Below are 18,442 nucleotides of genomic sequence, written 5' to 3' on the forward strand. Positions count from 1 at the left end.
CGAAATGAATGCTGAAATACTTTGCGTAGGTACTGAGCTTTTGCATGGAGATATAGTCAATACAAATGCCCAATATATATCTAAAAAATTAGCTGAAATAGCTATTGATGTTCATTATCAAACTGTTGTGGGCGACAATCCTGACAGAATCAAGAAATGCTTTGGTATTGGATTTTCCAGGGCTGATATTGTAATATGCACCGGAGGTCTTGGACCTACTCAGGATGATATTACAAAGGAAGCATTGGCGGAATATTTCAATATTGAAATGGTTTATGACGAAAATAGCTTCCAGCATGTGAAGGAGATGTATTCTCGCTTCAGAAAAGACTTTCCAAAAAACAATATTAGACAGGCATATTTCCCTGAGGGTTCTATCATACTGGATAATCCAAACGGCACAGCCAATGCTTGTATTTACAATGGAGAAGACAGCAAAGGAAATATAAAAATAGGCATACTTTTACCTGGGCCTCCTAAAGAAATGGGACCTCTTGTAGATAATGAGGTAGTACCTTATTTAAAGCAATTTTCAGACCAGGTTGTTTACGGAGAAAAATTGGTAGTTGTAAATATTGGTGAATCAGCTGCAGAGGAAATGATTCTGGACATAATTGAAAAGCAGACAAATCCAACCATTGCTCCATATGCAAGCGCGGGAAAAGTAATTTTTAGAATTACTGCAAAGGCTGAAAGCAAGGAAAAATGCATTGAAATGATACAACCTGTTAAAGAAGAATTGATTAACCGCTTTGGCAAAAGTAATGCATATGTTACTGAAACAGGCAAAGTAGAAGACAAAACTGCAGAACTTCTGATGGAGAAAAATATCACTATTGCAGTTGCTGAATCATGTACCGGTGGTTTGGTTGCTTCAAGGCTTATAGGTTATCCCGGCATATCAAAGGTGTTTAGGGAAGGATTTATCACATACAGCAATGAAGCTAAAATGCATACTTTACAGGTTAACAGAGAAACTTTAGAAAAGTTTGGTGCAGTAAGTGAGGAAACAGCTAAAGAAATGGCATACGGTGCAGCAAAGATAGCGGGTACTGATATAGGAGTTTCTACTACGGGTGTTGCAGGTCCTGGCGGTGGAACTGAAGAAAAACCTGTTGGATTGGTTTATGTGTGTGTTTATTATAAGGATAAATTTAATGTTTTGAAAATTCAAGCTACAGGTTCTCGTGAAATCGTAAGAGAAAGAGCGTCAACATCTGTGTTGGATTTAATTAGGAGCAGCATTGAGAATAATTAATATTTAAAAGTTAAAAATTAAGAATTAAAAAGCTGAGATCCTTCGCTAGCGCTCAGGATGACAACGTCAAAACTTATATGATATATATGATTAACAAAAGAGTCTGAGTTTATATGAATATAAATAGGAACGACACGGTGGGTCGCTCCCTACAGCGTCAAAATTCAAATATATATTCGGGCGGGTACAAAACCCGCCCGTTTTTCAGTTGTCGAAACATTTATTCATATTTTAAAACTTTTACTCCAACTGCAAAGAATACAATGCCCATTAATAAAAGAACTACGGTTGGAACAATGGCTGCTTCAAAACCCATGCCCCTGCTTGCAATGTTATTAATTCCCTGCATTGCCCATTTTTGAGGGGTGAGTTCTGCCAAGAGCAGCAATGCTTTATTGTTGACTATTTCCAAAGGCCACATGCAGCCCCCAAGCATTGAGGTGCTTGTTAATATTACCGGAACCATCGATCCTAACTGAGCTTGTGTTTTTACAAAACCTGATATCATAAGCCCCAAAGAAGTAACAGTGAATACAAATGCAGCTGATACCAGCAAAACTCCTGGTATGCTGTTTCCCCAGTCCACTCCCAGCAAATATTTGCCAGCTAGTATAAGCACGCATATTTGAACAGAGCCAACCAGGTATGCTACCACCATGCTTCCTCCCAGAATTGATGCTTTCGAAACCGGTGATATGAGCATCCTCTGCCATGTTTTGTAATGTTTGTCGCTTAAAATTGTTCCTATGGAAAAAACCATTGTATACATGGAGAAAAACAGTGTAAAACCTATCATAGAATGCTTCATGCCGTCATAACCTGATTCATTGCTTGTATTAGCAACAGTTGATGTAACTTTCATTGGATTTTTATATTTCCATGATTCCATAACTTTCTCATATGCTGATAATTTTACCTCTTGTTTATTCGCAACGGGTAATTGTGAATGAATGAAATCAGCGGTAACATCTGCAATTCTAATTCCTCCTGCCATCTTCAATACAATGCTGTTAACAGTTTCTTGAAGTGTCAATATCATTGTATCGTCCTTGATTTTTATGAAACCCAAGGTTACATCGCTGCCTGCTTCTATATTGCTTCCAAAGCCTTTATTAATTAACAATGCAACAAGTGTTTTTCCTTCTTCGACTTCTTTGGAAGCATTTGTATAGTCTGTTTCAATAAAATTGAAAGTTTTACTTGATTTCAGTTCTTGAATAAGATTTTCAGAATAAGTACTTTTATCTTCATCCACTATTAAAACTGTAGGTCGGTATGAGTTGAAAGAAACGCCAAATACTGCTGTAAGTCCAAATGCCATGGCAGTCATGAGCACTAAAACCTTGACATCGTCTTTAAGCCTCAGAAGCCTTAATTTTATTATACTTATCACTGCCGTGCACCCCCTTCCCATTAATCAAGACCACAGCTAACAATGCGAACACAACTCCTATGACTGCCAATGCGAATATATTATTCATTACTTCCGGCAAACCATATCCAACCATAATCTTAAGATATGCTTTAAGAGCTATGCCATTAAGAGACAAGAAACTTAGCTTTTGCAATGCTGCAGGCATTACATCAACAGGAAAGAAGCTTCCTCCTAAAAGTGCCATCACTTGTATAATTGCTGATTCAAATGCACTTGCCATTTTATAGTTACCTGCTCTGTAAGTTGCAGCTGCTACAAAAGCTCCTAATCCTGCAACAGCTAGTGCAGCTGTTAAACTAACCAATGAAAAGGCAATTAAGTTTCCCCACTGCACTTTCAATGCAAAATGTGAGAAAATAGTCATTACAATTATTTGAATTAATGCTATTATATATACCACAGCAAATTCACCTGACAAAATGCTGAATTTAGAAGTACCTGCTATTATCATCCTCTGGTACGTTTGATTTTCTTTTTCTTCTAAAAGCATTCTGCCTCCTTGGCCGGCTGCAAAGAGAATGAACATAGTCATCATGGCTGTAGAGTAATAATCTGCGCTGGAAATATTCCTCTTTCCTTCAACAACAACATCCTCAATGTTTATATTGATGTTTTCCATCATTTTGCTCATGTCTTCCATCACATCATCCATATTTTCAAACCCATTTTCTCCAAGGTCATTTGCCATGGTTGTTTCAATTAATACATTCTTTCCAATTATTACAGATGACATTGCATTGGTGTATGCTTCCATGACCGATTCAACTATCTGGCCGCTAATGGTCTTGTCAGGATGTGTAAGAATTTTAACATCAACATTATTCCTAAAAGGTGTGAGAAAATTAATTTTCATATTGTATATAAATCTTTCAGGAAGAAGAACAACTGCAGATACTTCCCCGCTGTCCAAAAGCTCCATAGCTCTTTTTTCTTCTTCCACACTATATGATATAATCTTTTCAACTTCTTCACTGCCTAAGAAATCTTCAAAAAAAATATTTTCCGGATCAACATCACTTGAATCAACATCTTTTGAAAGTAAATTATTGTCCAAGGCTGTTTCAAACATTTGAGTATCCTTATTTTTATCATAAAGTTTTACAACGGCAATATTTATGCTTTCTATATTCAAATCATCACTGCTCACAAAAGAACCTTTCAAAGCCATGCTTAATATAGTCATAAGAATTATAGGCATCAGAATGATTATAGCTAAAGCTTTTCTATCACTTAGTATGGTTTTCAAATCTTTTTTGATAATGCTTATTACTTTCATACTGTTCTCCTAATCTCTTAAGGCTTTTCCGGTCAAATGAAGAAATACAGCTTCAAGATTTGGTTTCTTCACATCAATGGATTGAATGAGCAAACCATTTTCAGATACTTTGTCAAAAATTTCTGCCAATAACGTATCTGCATTTTTTCCATACAAGCAAATTGCATCTTCAACAATTTTCCCATCAAACACACCCTGAATTTCCTTCAGCTTTTTAAGAATATCAATGTCCATGCTGTCAAGCTTAATATTTATTTGCGTTTTTTCCTGCACCAGCTCCACTAACTCCTGCTGATTTCCTGAAGCAATAATTTTTCCTTCATCCATAATGCAAATTTCATTGCAAAGATATTGAACTTCCTCCATGTAGTGGCTGGTATATATTATTGTTATACCCTGCCTGTTAAGTTCCAGCACTGTATCAAGTATATGGTTTCTTGATTGAGGGTCAATTCCTACAGTAGGTTCATCCATTATGCGAAGCTCAGGCCTGTGAAGCAGTGCTGCGCCAATGTTTAACCTTCTCTTCATTCCGCCGGAATATTTATCCACCCTGTCTTTTAAGCGGCCATTTAGCTCTATTATATCTGATACTTCATTTATTCTTTTTTTAAGTTCTGCACCTTTAAGTCCGTATATGTTTCCCCAAAACCTTAAATTTTCATATCCTGTGAGAGTAGGATACAATGCTATATCCTGAGGAACTACACCTAATCTTTTTCTTATTGTTTTGGGATCTTTTATGATGCTTTCCCCTTCATACAGTATTTCTCCCCTTGATGGAGGCAAAAGAGTTGATATCATGGAAATTATAGTTGATTTACCTGCACCGTTTGGACCTAAAAGGCCAAATATTTCTCCCTTGTTAACTTCAAAACTTACACCATCAACTGCATTTATATTTCCAAAGCTTTTATATAGGTTTTCAACCTTTAACATTGTCATTGCGCACCCCTTAATCTTTGTTCTTAAACAAGTCTTCCATCATATCAGGCATATTTTCGTCCATTTCGTCCATTTTTAATGTATTTTCTTCTGTGAGAACAGGAAAATCAAAACTTTGTTCTTTGTTTATATCCCAATTTTTTATATTTAAACTGTAACTTGCACCTGAAAGACCGCTTTTCTCCGAATCAATGAAACTCAAAGAACACTCTATCATTTCATTGACTATATATCCGTCAATATCCACATACGCAGTGTAGCTGAAACTTTCAACATTAAATTTATCAATGTTATTTTTCAATTCAATCAGCACGTCATCCAATGTTTTATTTTCTGCAGCCTCTGCATTTTCTTCTATATATTTCTCATAAAATTCATTTAAATTTTCATCCCCGGAAATTATGTCAATGCATTCTGAACCTAATGTTTTTATTTGTTCATCACTTAATTTAATAACATATTCCGTTGTTTTTACTTCACCGTCCGGAGTTGTAAGCACAATATTTTTTCCTTTAAAAACATCATCTTCCTTCATGAGCCCTATCCACTTTGAAGCTATTGCTTTTAATGTTTCTTCTGAAACAATATTGTGTGCTTCTTCTTTTTGTTCTGTACTGATAGAATTTTGTATTTCATTTAATTTCATGTACTTGCCCACTACCGGAAGCTTCACGAACATTTCGTCTTTATTAATATACAAATCAAAATCAAAACCCAGTCCCCCCATATTCAGATAATTTCTGTATATGCTTTTTTCTGATTCATCATCAAAGGAAATATTAAATTTCCCATTCATGTCTTTGTAATAATTAAGTTCTTTAATTTCTTCCGGCGTCATTCCATCAGTGTTAAAATCTGTAACCAGGGAAAATTCTCCAGACGTCTGACCCTTTGTTATTTGATCAGTTTTTTCTGCTGCTTGTTTATATTCCCCCAAGCTGTCAGTATTGCAAGCTGTCAGTGAAAACACAAGCATCACAGCTAATATGGCACTAATTAATTTTTTCATGTTAACCCTCCTAAATATTTTTTCTTACAATACCATTTTATTAATTTTTAATACCATTTTCTAGTATCTAAAATCACATATTTAAAAATTTGCATGTGACTTTTGGCACAAAAAAAGAAAATGAGATCCTTCGCTGCGCTCAGGATGACAACGCGAAAATGCAATGGGAAAATGCAATGGGGACAGTCCCCACTGCATCTTTATTCCTTCACGATTACAACTCGAAAAATGTTGACGCTGTCATTATGAAGGCAAAGCCTGAAGAATCTCATCTTTACAAATCATTCTTTATTGTAAATACTGCCAGTTGTGTTCTGTCTCTAAGATCAAGCTTAATCAGCACTCTGGTAATATGGTTTTTCACAGTTCCTTGACTTAAAAATAATTCATCAGCAATTTCCTTATTATTTTTTCCCTCTGCTATAAGGCGGCAAATTTCGATTTCTCTGTCTGTCAACAGCTCTGCTTTTGGATCAGTGTGTTTATCCACAGTTTCTTTGGCAAGCTGCGAAAATTTGTCTATAACTTTAACTGCAACCTCTGATTGAATGAGGGCTCCCCCTTTATAAACTGTACGAACAGCCTTGGCTATTTCTGAAGGGGTTGTATCCTTCAACAAATATCCGGAAGCTCCATTTTTTAATGCATCGTATATGTATTCGTCATCATTGAATGTAGTAAGAACAATTATTTTTACGTTGGGAAAGTCTCTCTTAATCAAGGCTGTTACTTCAACACCATTTAATTCCGGCATTTGAATATCCATAAGAACCACATCAGTCTTATTCCATTTACAAAACTCATATGCTTTTTTGCCGTTGTTTGCAGTGCCGCAAATTTCAATGTCCTCTTCCATTCCCAATATGAGTTTCAGACCTTCCACCAGTATATCCTGATCATCAACTAACAGCAGCTTAATCATTGTTATCCTCCGAATGCAGAACGACACAGGTGTCATTCCCAATAAAATTATCATTTAAATTTAGAAATCCATTTATATAAAATCCATCACCTGATGCAAATTCTACATCACCATTAAAAAATTTAACTCTTTCCCTTATTCCCTTCATGCCAAATCCTTCATTTAAAACCTCTGCTCCTGAACCATTGTCTTTTATGTTAAATTTAATGAAGTTATTGGAATAATTAAGCTCCATCCAAATTCTAGTTGCATTCCCATGCCTTACGGCATTTGTCAATGCTTCCTGTAATATATGGTAAATGGCTGTATTTGCCCCATAATTTTTCGTCACTTCACCGGTTATTTTCAAATCAATTACTGCACCGGTTTTTTCTGAAAATTCATCCACAAGTATTTTTATAGCTTTGTCAGGTGATAAAGCACTTTCTTTTCCCCTTAATGTTTCAACAACTTCCCTAATGCCTGACATGCTGTCTTTTGCAGTCTTTAAAGAATTAGTCAATAATTGTTCTGACTTTGAAGAATCAGTTTTCATGTAATGTTCAGCCATTTGAAGCTGCATTATCAATGCTGTCATGTTGTGCCCCAATGTATCGTGTATGTCTCTGGCAATTCTGTTTCTTTCTTCAATTACAGAGAGTTTTTTCTGCACATCAGTGTATTCTTTCAATTTTTTATGAGCATCTAGAAGTTCTTTGTAAAGAATGTCTTTTCTTTCCTTTTCTTGCTTGTTGTGCTGGGCAAAAGCTGCAATAATTAAAATAAGAACGTTTAGCATGAGGAAAAATAGCATTTGTGATATATTGGACATGTTGAATTTGTAATAAATTAAATATACATACTTAATCATTGAAACAAGTACAGTGACAGTACCAACTATTATTCCTTTTCTTTGTTCCAACATAAGGGAGGCTTCAAGCAAAACAATTATGTAAAATGAATGAAAAAAGTAATTTATGAGAAGTCTTGAATAGGATTCCATGGCATAAATCAATGCTGCATCAAGAATAAAAGACATGAAGTAAAGTTTCTTTTGATTTTTTATATAATATTTTCCAATATTGTTGGCTAAAAAACCAACAAAAATACCTGTGAGCACATATAATCTTTGCTGTTGTGCACTTTCAAAGTATATAGCTGTAAAAAAAAGTATTGAAAATATTATAATTTTCAGAACGTATAAAAATTTCTTGTTTTTATCCATAAATAACTCCCACATCCTTATGGAAGTATTATACAATAGGTGGAATGTTATTGCTATATGTATGTAAAATTATTTGCTGTAAATATCGCAGTCTCGTTCACCAATTTATTTGTTCTCTATCGTTCACATAAATTGGGAACTCGTTGCGTTTGACCTACCGCTGTTTTTTTCTCCCTTCGGTCAAAAAAACAGGATTAGGGCATAAAAAAATGAGATCCTTCGCTGACGCTCAGGATGACAGCGTCGAACTTGGTGAAACCACATAGAGGATGACAGTGTCGTATGTCACTGTCATTCTGAAGGCGGTGCCTGAAGAATCTCATCTTAGGGGATGCAATGGGGACTGTCCCCACTGCATGTTATATCAATTTTCTTTCAACTATTTGTTTTACTACAAATGTGGCAACGTGGTTTGCAAAGCTTCCTGAGCCAAACCCTGCATCATAGCCTAATTCTTGTGCTAACTCATGGGATACACGAGGTCCGCCGCAAACTACAATAAGTTTATCTCTTAAGCCTTCCGCTTCAAGCATTTCTATCAGCTGAGTCATATTTGCAATATGAACATCCTTTTGAGTAACTACCTGAGATACAAGAATTGCATCTGCTTTTACTTCAATTGCTTTTGCAATAAGTTCTTCATTTAGAACCTGGCTGCCCATGTTTATAGCTTCAATTCCTTTATACCTTTCAAGGCCGTAATTTCCGTCAAAGCCCTTCATGTTCATAATAGCATCTATACCAACTGTATGAGCATCAAAACCTGTACATGCTCCAACAATTACAACGTCTCTCTTGATATTTTCCTTAATGTAATCCTCAACCTGGTGTCTGTCCATGAATTCCATATCAACTTTTGGAACTTCAATTGTTGTATAGTCAACGGTGTGAGTGCATTTTCCATACATAACAAAAAAAGTATAGCCAATGCCCAAGTCTTTTGAATAAACTACTGCAGGTTCATCAAAACCCATTTTTGTAGCAAGCTGTTTAGCTGCTTCGCTTGCTTCATCTCCGTAAGGAACAGGCAGGGTAAAGCTCATTTGAACCATTCCGTCGTTTAATGTATCTCCATATGGTTTTACATTGGTTAAATCTACCTTTTGTACTCCTTCCATTACCTTACACCTCCAAGCATTAAATCAATAAATGGGTTAAAGTATTTCTCATCCTTTTCTATAACTCCTGCCAAGCCTTTTCCGCCTGTAAAACTTCTTTTAACTCCACCGAACTTTCCTTTTTCTATGGTGTCAAATATTCCTTCTTTATCTATGTCTCGTAAAAGTTCTTCAGCTTTTGCAAGCACTTCTTGTGCTCTTTTCTGAATAATTCCATCTTTCTTAAACTCAACTTCATCGCCTATATTTCTGGCATTGTTAAATATATATTGAGCATTTTCAATTGCCAGCATTCTGTCTTGAAGATGTGGTGTGTGAATTGCTTCTGTAGGCATTCCTAAAAGCTGAATTCCCTGATGAGTCCATATTGATACAAAGTTAAACATTGCATCCTGCAAATGTCCTCTGAATATATTTCCTGTCATAAATTTTGTAGGAGGCATGTATTTAAGCGGTGCTTTAGGGAATATTTCTCTTGCCATCTGTGCCTGTGCTAGCTCCAATAAAAATCCATTTTCAAGATTTAAATTCATTTCAAAAGCGTGGCCAAGTCCCATTTGTTCTTCCGGTATTCCTGCTTTTAAAGCAAACTGCTCATTTATAAGCTGTGAAGCCAACACAGTATGTGCTTCTTCAACTGCATCTGCTGTTGTTAAATAATTGTCTTCTCCGGTATTTATGATTATTCCTGCAAAACCGTTTATTATTCTTGAGAAATATTGGTCAACCAATGTTCTCTGCATGTTAATATCTCTGAACAGTATTCCGTAAAGAGCATCATTAAGCATGACATCAAGTCTTTCCATAGCTCCCATGGCAGCTATTTCAGGCATGCAAAGCCCTGAACAATAGTTGCAGAGACGAATGTATCTTCCAACTTCTTCACCAACTTCATCAAGCGCTTTTCTCATAATTCTGAAATTTTCCTGAGTTGCAAATGTTCCGCCAAATCCTTCAGTTGTAGGTCCGTAAGGAACATAATCCAACAAGCTTTGAGCTGTTGTACGAATAACTGCTATGATATCAGCACCTTGTTTAGCTGCTGCCTGCGCCTGTATAACATCTTCATAAATATTGCCTGTTGCAACAATTACATAGATGTATGGTTTTTTTCCTTCACCGATAGTGTTTAAATAATTATCTCTTTTTGCTCTATTACCCTTGATTCTTTCTACCATTTGCTTTGCAGTTTCATAAACTGCTTCCATAATTCTATCTTCATCAGCAATTGGCAATTTTGTTATGTCTATTTCTCCTGCACTGATTTTTTCTGCAATTTCCTGAGGTGTCTTTCCTGTGTTAACCATTGCATTTCCAATCCAAAATGCAGCACCTCTGGATAATCCGCCGCCTTCCTTTATATTGTCAACCAATACATTTGGAAGAGGTTTTTCTATTTCATCAACTCCATCTACTCCCATGAGCCTTGCAACTGTTCTTTCGACTGTTACAGTTGTATTTTTATCAATAAACATTTGCACATCTTCTGCTATATGACCTGCAGCCGAACGCGCACTGTCTATTAATTCTTGATTGAGATTTAATTTGCTTTCCATGATACCTCCCTTGATTGTTTATCATTCTGAGTCAAGCCCGAAAAATCTCATTCTTTAAAGCGAGATCCTTCACTTTGTTCAGGATGACATCGTCATTCTTCTAATATTATTCAATTATAAGTAATTTTCTGCATCCTCTATTATTTCTGAATAAATTCCTGCCATTTTTGCTATGCTCAAAGCATTTTTTGGTATATCGCTTTTATATTTAACTTCTATCAACCTGTAATCCATGTATTTGGAAATCTGGTCTATATTGTTAATTTTCAGAATATCAGCCTCACCAGGAAGCATCAACCCGGCAACCTGCAGGTTTTGTATTTCCTCATCACTTGCAACATTGTCATAATGAGTTGTGAGCACCGTTATGCAATTTTTCTTTTTAAGATAATTAACTACTGCCTTTGTAATTGCATATCCTTCCTTTGGATTAGTACCTCCCGCAAGCTCATCCACAAGAATAAGGCATCTTTCATGAGAATTATCTAATGCCTCTTTTAAATTAACTATTTCTGCTCCAAAGGTACTAAGTCCTTTTTCAATGGACTGATCATCTCCAACTGAAATATATATATGGTCAAAAAGACAAAGCCTGGCATACTGACATGGAACAAACATACCATAGCTAGCTAAGCCTGCAATTTGTCCAATCATCCTAAGACTTACAGTTTTTCCCCCCATATTAGCCCCTGTGATACATATGACGTTTTTCCTTAAGTTCAAATCAACCGGCACATATTCAATGTGTTTTTCCTTCAATGTTTTTTCGAGCTTAAGATTTCTTCCGCCCTTCACAGCAATTTCAAGACTATAAATTATTTCAGGCTCAACAGAGTTTGTTTTTTGTGCATAGTTTGCCTTAGCAATAATAAAATCCGTTTCACCTATAATTCGAGTATTTTTATGCATTATGTCGTAACACTTTTTTATTTCCGTGGAAATATTTTGCCTGATTTTAAATTCCTCTTCTTCTTCTTCATTAGACAAAATTTCATATTTATGCTCTAGTATGTCAATGCTGTCGTTGTTTTTTATTTTTAAAACTACATTTAAATAATTTTCGCCGGATACTCTTAAATTAGTATCTTTAATTAATTCATCAACTTTGTCTTTTTGTGACTTGCTTATTGTAATTTCATTTTTCAAGTTGAATTTAACGTCGTACTTCTTCTCTGTTTCTTCTTTAATTTTCTTTTTTAATAAATGAATGTTCTTTTCTATTTGCTTTTTTTCAGTTCTTATTGCTTTTAAATTTTCTGTATATTCATCATAAATATAAAATGTATTTAAATTTTCATGAGCCGGATCTAATAATTCAAATAATTGTGGTAGGGGCGTCAATTTCAAATCATCAATAGACATCGTTTTTAGAATTTTATCCATTTTCTTAACTTGAATCAGAAAATTTTTAATTTCAAACAATTCAACTTCATCTAATACCTGATTGTTTTTAGACCTCTCTAATGTTTCATGTATATTCTTTACATGTTTTAGTACATCAATGATATCACGCCTTTTCTTAGATTCAATAAATGCCCTAATTTTATTGAATTCAATTTTTAGGTCCGCCTCTTGACCCTTTTTAAAAGGCTCTGTTTCTTGCTTTTTTTTGATACCATATTCAGTAATTGGTTTCACTTCATTAAAAATATAATCAAAATTTATATTTTTAATTGTATTTTCAGTCATAAAACTCTTCACTCTGCATCACCGCCCGACACAACATCAACTATTTTTACTTCAGAAAGACATTTTTCCATGTTTGCCTTAAATATTGCACTGTCAAAAAAATATCCCGCTGGAGATACCGGATTCAAAGTAACTGCTATTACATTAATAGTATTAAGAGTTTCAACCTTAAGCCCTTTTCTCCTCAGTTCATTCCATACATTAATATCCACAAATATCTTTGTTCCATCTTCTATTGCTATTTTAATGCCTCTTAAATATTTATTTTCTACTAAATCCTTTAACAAAACAGATGTCACTGCTCCTTTAATGAATACATGTGTAGTCTTGTCATCAATAAGATCGCTGATTTTTTTCCCTCCAGTGATACTTGTTTTAATGTCAGGTACAACAACACTTCCATCATTTTGTATAATACAGGTTTTATTTATACCATGTATAATTTTTCTTATATTGTCATCTGTTTTGTTCAAAGTATAACACTCAACTGCATGAGCTGTCTTTTCTAAAACTTTTTTTATATCCCTGCTTACTACCGCACCTGTCGCAATTATACATGCATCGGTTATTACAGGAGATGAAACTGCTTTTCTGTCTATTGCTCCGTCTATAAATACCACCTGTGCACCATAATATTTAAGACGTCTTGCTATATACTTCATTTCCGTGACATTGACTGGACCTGCAATCTGAATATTGCCCCCTTGTCTTACCTTGACTATTATAACTTCACCCATCGGAGTACTTATGCCTGTCGTTTCTAATATTTCTGTTTTTGCATTTGACAACATCAATGTTTTTTTAGCTGTTGCCACATACATGCCTTCCGTAACAAAAATAGATGGCTTTTGGGTTTGAGTTACAAGATCTATGCTTTCTCCGTCACGCCCTGTAGAAGTTATGCCTATAATGAAATTATTATTTGCTGATTCTTCTATGAGATAATTGAGGGTTACGGTCTTACCTGCATTTTTTGCAAGTCCAATAATCGATATAGTTTCATAGCAGTTTTGTTTTATAATATCAATTAATCTCATGAAAACCCCTTTTGATAATAAACCCCCGACGCTGTCATCCTGAGCGTTAGCGAAGGATCTCATAATATTGAAATGAGATTCTTCGGGCTATGCCCTCAGAATGACGCGTTCGAAAGTTACTTTGTCATCTATTATTTGTGTACTCTTTCTCTTCTTGCAAGTTTTGTTGGCTCAAGTGCTAAGTCGTTTCCTTGAAGCAAACCTGCAACTCCTGTCAATGGATCTTTTTTCTTTCCTTGGCATACATCACACTGACATTCCAAATCCGGAAGATGTGGTTCAGTGTATGTTGTTATAACGCCTTCATAATTTCTAAGAATTATTTTGTCAGCTGACTGTGACAATACATAATTAGGCATTACCGGAATCTTTCCGCCGCCGCCAGGTGCATCGATAACAAATGTTGGAACGGCATAACCTGAAGTATGACCTCTTAAACTTTCAATTATTTCAATACCCTTTGAAACAGGTGTTCTGAAATGTTCAATACCAAGTGAAAGATCACATTGATAAATATAATATGGTCTAACTCTGTTCATAACAAGTTTATGAACTAATTCTCTCATAATGTGAGGGCAGTCATTAACTCCTCTTAACAATACTGATTGATTCCTCAAAGGAATACCTGCATCTGCAAGCTTTCTTAATGCTTCCATTGATTCAGGAGTAAATTCATTCGGATGATTAAAATGAGTGTTCAGCCAAATTGGGTGATATTTCTTAAGCATATTTACTAAATCATCAGTAATTCTCTGCGGCATAACAACAGGTGTTCTTGTGCCAAGCCTGATTATTTCTACATGTGGTATTTCTCTTAATTTTTTGATTATATATTCAAGTTTTGCATCAGAAACCAAGAAACAATCTCCGCCTGACAACAGTACGTCTCTGACAACAGGTGTATTTCTTATATATTCAATACATTTATCAATATTTTCTGTTGACACCTCATTGTCACACTGTCCTGCAAATCTTCTTCTTGTGCAATGTCTGCAATACATTGAACATTGGTCTGTGATTAAAAACAACACTCTGTCCGGATATCTGTGAGTAAGTCCCGGTGCCGGTGAGTCTGTATCTTCATGCAATGGGTCAAGCATGTCTGCATCACTCACATGAGTTTCAGAAATTGTTGGCACAGCTTGCATTCTGATTGGATCTCTCGCATTATCCTTATCCATGTGCGATGCATAATAAGGAGTAATTCCCATTCTGAATTTTTCCAATACCTTAGAGATATCTTCTTCTTCTTGTTTATTAATATTTACTACTTTTTTTAATTTTTCTACAGTATCTATTCTGTTTTCAACTTGCCATTTCCAGTCATCCCACTGTTCGGGTTTTACGTCCTTCCAGACGTTTATTTCATTGTAATAAGCCAATCCGATCCCTCCATTATTCATATTTACAACATACAAATATCAATTAAGAATCAATTGATATTCCTAATCAGTACTTGGTATTAATTATGCGTATAACTTAGTATATAAGTCTCTTAAACCTTTATTTTCTCTCATAATTTGAAGTGCTGTTTCAGCGTGTCCTTTAGTATATCCATTTCCTATAATCATGTTGACATCTTTGCCAACGCCTTCAGCTCCCAAAGCTGCCTTTGTAAAGCTAGTTGCCATGCTAAAGAAATATACTGTACCTTCATCCTTAGTCGCAAGGATTGCTGACATTTCACAATTTGGTCTGGAAACACAGCTTATAACTAAATCACAAAGCTTTCCATCAGTAGCTTCCATCACTTTTTCATAAACCTCTATTGCATCTGTTGCGTCTCCAGCTATGCATACATCAGCTAAACCAAGCTCTTTTACTGTATCAAGAGTGCTTTGTCTGTGTGCCCAGCAAATAACCTTACCAGTTGGACCAGCTTTTCTTTTTGCTTCATATAAACAAAGAAGACCGGATTTCCCAGATCCGCCAAGTACCAACACAGTATCTCCTTCTTTAACAAGTTTAATTGTCTGCGCAGGAGCACCCGCTACATCAAGTACTGACAAGGCCAAATTTTCTGGTATATCTGTTGGAAGTTTGGCATAAATTCCACTTTCAAACAATATTGCTTTACCTTTGATGTCAACTTGGTCAATTTCTTTTCTAACAGTTATTATATCTTCAATTAATAATGGAGTCAAAGATAAAGAAACTAAAGTAGCAATTTTATCTCCAACTTTCAAATCTGTTTTTCCCTCTAATGCTGGTCCTACTTGTTCAACAGTACCTATGAGCATTCCGCCTGATCCTGTTACAGGGTTTTGATGCTTTCCTCTTTCAGCAACAATTCCCTTCATAATTTCTTTGATTTTTTCTTCGTCGCCGCCAGCTTGATCGCTTATCTGAGTAAAACTTGCAGAATCTACATTCAAAGTTTGTACGTTTATCAATATTTCGTTATCGTAAATTTCCATTGTATTATCGATTTTTAAAGCTGGCTGTGGCAGAACTCCTTGTGGTTCAATTACCCTGTGTGTTCCATATGGGTTTCCTTTTCTAATCATAATGCCTCCTAAATTAATGCTTATTGTATTAATGGGTTTGGGTTGAATATTGGGTATATTCAAATTAATAATATGCAATTATTGTGCCAACTCTTAATAAATTACAAACATTCATATTTCAGCGTTTTTTCTTTAATTTAAAAGTTATTTTTTTGAAGTGCCGAAATTTCAGCTTTTTGATATTGCTCTACAAGACAATTTTTGATATAATCTTTAGGAAAGGAGAGAGACATATTGGAAAATGTTAAAGTAAAAATTACAACGGTTCAAACTGTTGATGAAGCAAGAAACGAAGATATAATTGAATTTGTTACGGAAGCAACTTTAGAAAAAATTGATACCTGTTTCATAATAAATTATGACGAAAGCGATATAACAGAAAGTAAGGGAAGTAGAACAAGACTTAAGATATATAAAGATAAAATGGTAATGACTAAAATCGGTACTTATTCTTCTAAAATGGAGTTTGAAGAAAAAATAAGCAACAAAAACTTGTATACCACTCCATATGGAACATTTGATTTGGATTTTACCACAATTATTTATGATAATTCGCTTGATGAATTTGGCAAAGGCCAAGTATATATTGAATACAAAATTATTTTTGGCAATACAGGAGATAATTATAATAAATTAAAAATTGATATTTTTTAAACAAACTAATTGAAAAATAATACATACACGAACATTATGGCCAATTTTTCGGCATATATTGCCTGATATTTGGCACTTGTGAGGAGACTTATGGAGATTAAATATTTTGAATCTTTAATACAAGCAATAAATATTATCAATGATGGAATTCATATTATTGATGCAAGCGGAAAAATAGTATATTACAACGTTGCAGCCAAACAGCTTGATGAAATTGATGTTGACAAAGCCATAGGAAGACACATATTAGAAGTGTATCCATCTCTTTCATTTGATACAAGCACACTGCTGAATGTTCTTCGTACAGGCAAGCCGATTTACAATATTGAGCAGAATTTTATAAATTACAAGGGTGATAAAATTTCTGCATTAAATTCTACTTTACCAATTTTGTATAACAATAAAATTGTCGGAGCGCTAGAAGTTTCTAGAAATATTACAAAAGTGAGAGAATTGTCTGAAAAAATTGTAAACTTGCAAAGAGAATTGTATGAAACCAATGAAAATATAGAAAATGTTGATAAACATTCTAAACCAATCGCAAAATACAATTTCCTGGATATAATAGGACAAAGCAAAGAAATGCTCAAACTAAAATCTTTAGGTCTTAAGGCTGCTATGTCTGATTCTCCCGTAATGATAGCCGGAAGTACAGGAACAGGAAAGGAACTTTTAGTTCAATCAATTCATAATTCCAGCAACAGAAAATACAAACCATTTATTGCTCAAAACTGTGCTGCATTACCGGCTAATTTACTGGAAAGCATTTTGTTTGGCTCAGTAAAAGGTAGTTTTACGGGAGCTGAAAACAAACCTGGTTTGTTTGAACTTGCCAATGGCGGGACATTATTTCTTGATGAAATAAATTCCATGCCTTTGGAATTGCAGACCAAATTATTAAGAGTACTTCAGGATGGTCGAATTCGTAGAGTAGGATCAAGCAATACTATTGATGTTAATGTTCGAGTAATTTCAGCAATAAATACTGAAATAAGTGAAGTTGTAGAAACGAAACAATTAAGGCAGGATTTATTTTTCAGATTAAATGTTATAACTCTTGTTATACCGGATTTGTGCAAAAGACAAGAAGATATTCCAATACTTGTAGACCATTTCATAAAAAAATACAATGATAAGTGCAACAAATTTTTCAGTGGAATATCAAAAGAAGTTTTAGATATATTCTTATATTACAAGTGGCCCGGAAATGTAAGAGAACTTGAGCATGCCATAGAAAGTGCCATATCTCTTTACGACGGAGAGATTATACGTGAGGAGCATCTCCCTTTTCAATTTAAAAATTTTCAGACAAACGATAGCTATTCACTGGATACAAGCGTAATCCAGCCCTTAAATGTTGCCGTTGAAAAGGTAGAAAGAGAAATTATCATATCTGCTCTTGAACAAACAGACTACAACATTTCAAAAGCAGCAAAGTTAATTAATGTTCCAAGACAAACCCTTCAATATAAAATTAAAAAATTGGAAATACCTTCTTAAACCGACGGGAGCCGCACGCGGGCCGCACGGGGACGAACCTTTTTGAGACCAGCAGTCTCAAAAAGGTTCGTCCCCACTGTGGCTTTGAGAGTAAATGCACGTGTTTTCTATTTTTCCTTTTTCTATGAATTCAAATATTTTTGATTTAAATTGTATGTCTTCCAACCCGCGCCTAGTTTTTATTGCATCAATTTCTTCTTGTGTTAAAACTTCCTGCAATTTGTTTTCCGTGTCAATATCAAAAACAGGCTCTCCTTTTTCTTTTCCAAAATCTACAAAACATAGCGGTGGGAACATTACACACCACCAATTGCATCCTTCTGCCTTGCCTA

At 34.9% G+C, this 18,442-nt stretch carries 16 protein-coding genes; 3 read left to right on the plus strand and 13 right to left on the minus strand.

Translation table 11 applies throughout. The features are described 5' to 3' along the window. Positions 1-4 precede the first annotated feature (4 nt). A complete protein-coding gene (locus tag SA378_RS04665) occupies positions 5-1,258 on the plus strand; it encodes a competence/damage-inducible protein A (RefSeq protein WP_318524822.1) in 1,254 nt (417 codons plus the stop codon). 220 nt (positions 1,259-1,478) lie between these two features. Here the strand turns inward: SA378_RS04665 and SA378_RS04670 are convergent, their stop codons facing one another. From SA378_RS04670 to SA378_RS04725, 12 genes are all read right to left on the minus strand, one after another. Further along, entirely contained in the window at positions 1,479-2,651 is a 1,173-nt protein-coding gene (locus tag SA378_RS04670; RefSeq protein WP_318524823.1) for an ABC transporter permease, read from the minus strand. After that, the gene (locus SA378_RS04675; RefSeq protein WP_318524824.1) at positions 2,614-3,969 is read right to left on the minus strand and encodes an ABC transporter permease; all 1,356 of its coding nucleotides are present in this window, start codon (positions 3,967-3,969) and stop codon (positions 2,614-2,616) included. Before SA378_RS04675 ends, SA378_RS04670 begins: the two co-directional genes overlap by 38 nt. A 9-nt stretch (positions 3,970-3,978) precedes the next feature. After that, positions 3,979-4,908: an ABC transporter ATP-binding protein gene (locus SA378_RS04680; protein WP_318524837.1), complete on the minus strand. Its 930-nt coding sequence runs from the start codon at positions 4,906-4,908 to the stop codon at positions 3,979-3,981. Positions 4,909-4,924: 16 nt separating this feature from the next. Further along, a complete protein-coding gene (locus SA378_RS04685) occupies positions 4,925-5,923 on the minus strand; it encodes a hypothetical protein (RefSeq protein WP_318524825.1) in 999 nt (332 codons plus the stop codon). Positions 5,924-6,197: 274 nt separating this feature from the next. Further along, the gene (locus tag SA378_RS04690) at positions 6,198-6,845 is read right to left on the minus strand and encodes a response regulator transcription factor (protein WP_318524826.1); all 648 of its coding nucleotides are present in this window, start codon (positions 6,843-6,845) and stop codon (positions 6,198-6,200) included. Next, positions 6,838-8,049 carry a sensor histidine kinase gene (locus tag SA378_RS04695; RefSeq protein WP_318524827.1) on the minus strand — a complete coding sequence of 404 codons (1,212 nt, stop codon included), beginning with the start codon at positions 8,047-8,049 and terminating at the stop codon, positions 6,838-6,840. The genes SA378_RS04690 and SA378_RS04695 overlap by 8 nt, the downstream gene beginning before the upstream one ends. A 359-nt stretch (positions 8,050-8,408) precedes the next feature. Continuing rightward, positions 8,409-9,167, minus strand: coding sequence for an OAM dimerization domain-containing protein (locus SA378_RS04700; protein ID WP_318524828.1), 759 nt, complete (start codon positions 9,165-9,167; stop codon positions 8,409-8,411). Then, a complete protein-coding gene (locus tag SA378_RS04705) occupies positions 9,167-10,723 on the minus strand; it encodes a lysine 5,6-aminomutase subunit alpha (RefSeq protein ID WP_318524829.1) in 1,557 nt (518 codons plus the stop codon). Before SA378_RS04705 ends, SA378_RS04700 begins: the two co-directional genes overlap by 1 nt. Before the next feature lie 114 nt (positions 10,724-10,837). Further along, entirely contained in the window at positions 10,838-12,412 is a 1,575-nt protein-coding gene (locus tag SA378_RS04710; RefSeq protein WP_318524830.1) for a MutS-related protein, read from the minus strand. An 8-nt stretch (positions 12,413-12,420) separates the two neighbouring features. Then, a complete protein-coding gene (locus tag SA378_RS04715; RefSeq protein WP_318524831.1) occupies positions 12,421-13,449 on the minus strand; it encodes a hypothetical protein in 1,029 nt (342 codons plus the stop codon). 131 nt (positions 13,450-13,580) lie between these two features. After that, the gene (ablA, locus tag SA378_RS04720) at positions 13,581-14,831 is read right to left on the minus strand and encodes a lysine 2,3-aminomutase (RefSeq protein ID WP_318524832.1); all 1,251 of its coding nucleotides are present in this window, start codon (positions 14,829-14,831) and stop codon (positions 13,581-13,583) included. Between the two features lie 84 nt (positions 14,832-14,915). Then, positions 14,916-15,956, minus strand: a complete 1,041-nt coding sequence (locus tag SA378_RS04725) for a zinc-binding dehydrogenase (protein WP_318524833.1) — start codon at positions 15,954-15,956, stop codon at positions 14,916-14,918. 234 nt (positions 15,957-16,190) lie between these two features. On the opposite strand from SA378_RS04725, the gene SA378_RS04730 reads away from it, so the two are divergent. Both SA378_RS04730 and SA378_RS04735 read left to right on the plus strand, forming a co-directional pair. Beyond that, on the plus strand, positions 16,191-16,610 hold the full coding sequence (locus tag SA378_RS04730) for a DUF1934 domain-containing protein (protein WP_318524834.1): 420 nt from the start codon (positions 16,191-16,193) through the stop codon (positions 16,608-16,610). Between the two features lie 90 nt (positions 16,611-16,700). Continuing rightward, positions 16,701-18,110 (plus strand): sigma-54 interaction domain-containing protein, encoded by a 1,410-nt coding sequence (locus tag SA378_RS04735; protein ID WP_318524835.1) that lies wholly within the window; start codon positions 16,701-16,703, stop codon positions 18,108-18,110. 57 nt (positions 18,111-18,167) lie between these two features. On the opposite strand, the gene SA378_RS04740 is transcribed toward SA378_RS04735, so the two are convergent. Further along, positions 18,168-18,442 (minus strand): stage II sporulation protein R (locus SA378_RS04740; RefSeq protein WP_318524836.1); only part of this gene is annotated, 275 nt, incomplete at its 5' end.

The sequence above is a fragment of the Sedimentibacter sp. genome (genome assembly GCF_033447055.1).
In the GTDB taxonomy this organism is placed as follows: domain Bacteria; phylum Bacillota; class Clostridia; order Tissierellales; family Sedimentibacteraceae; genus Sedimentibacter.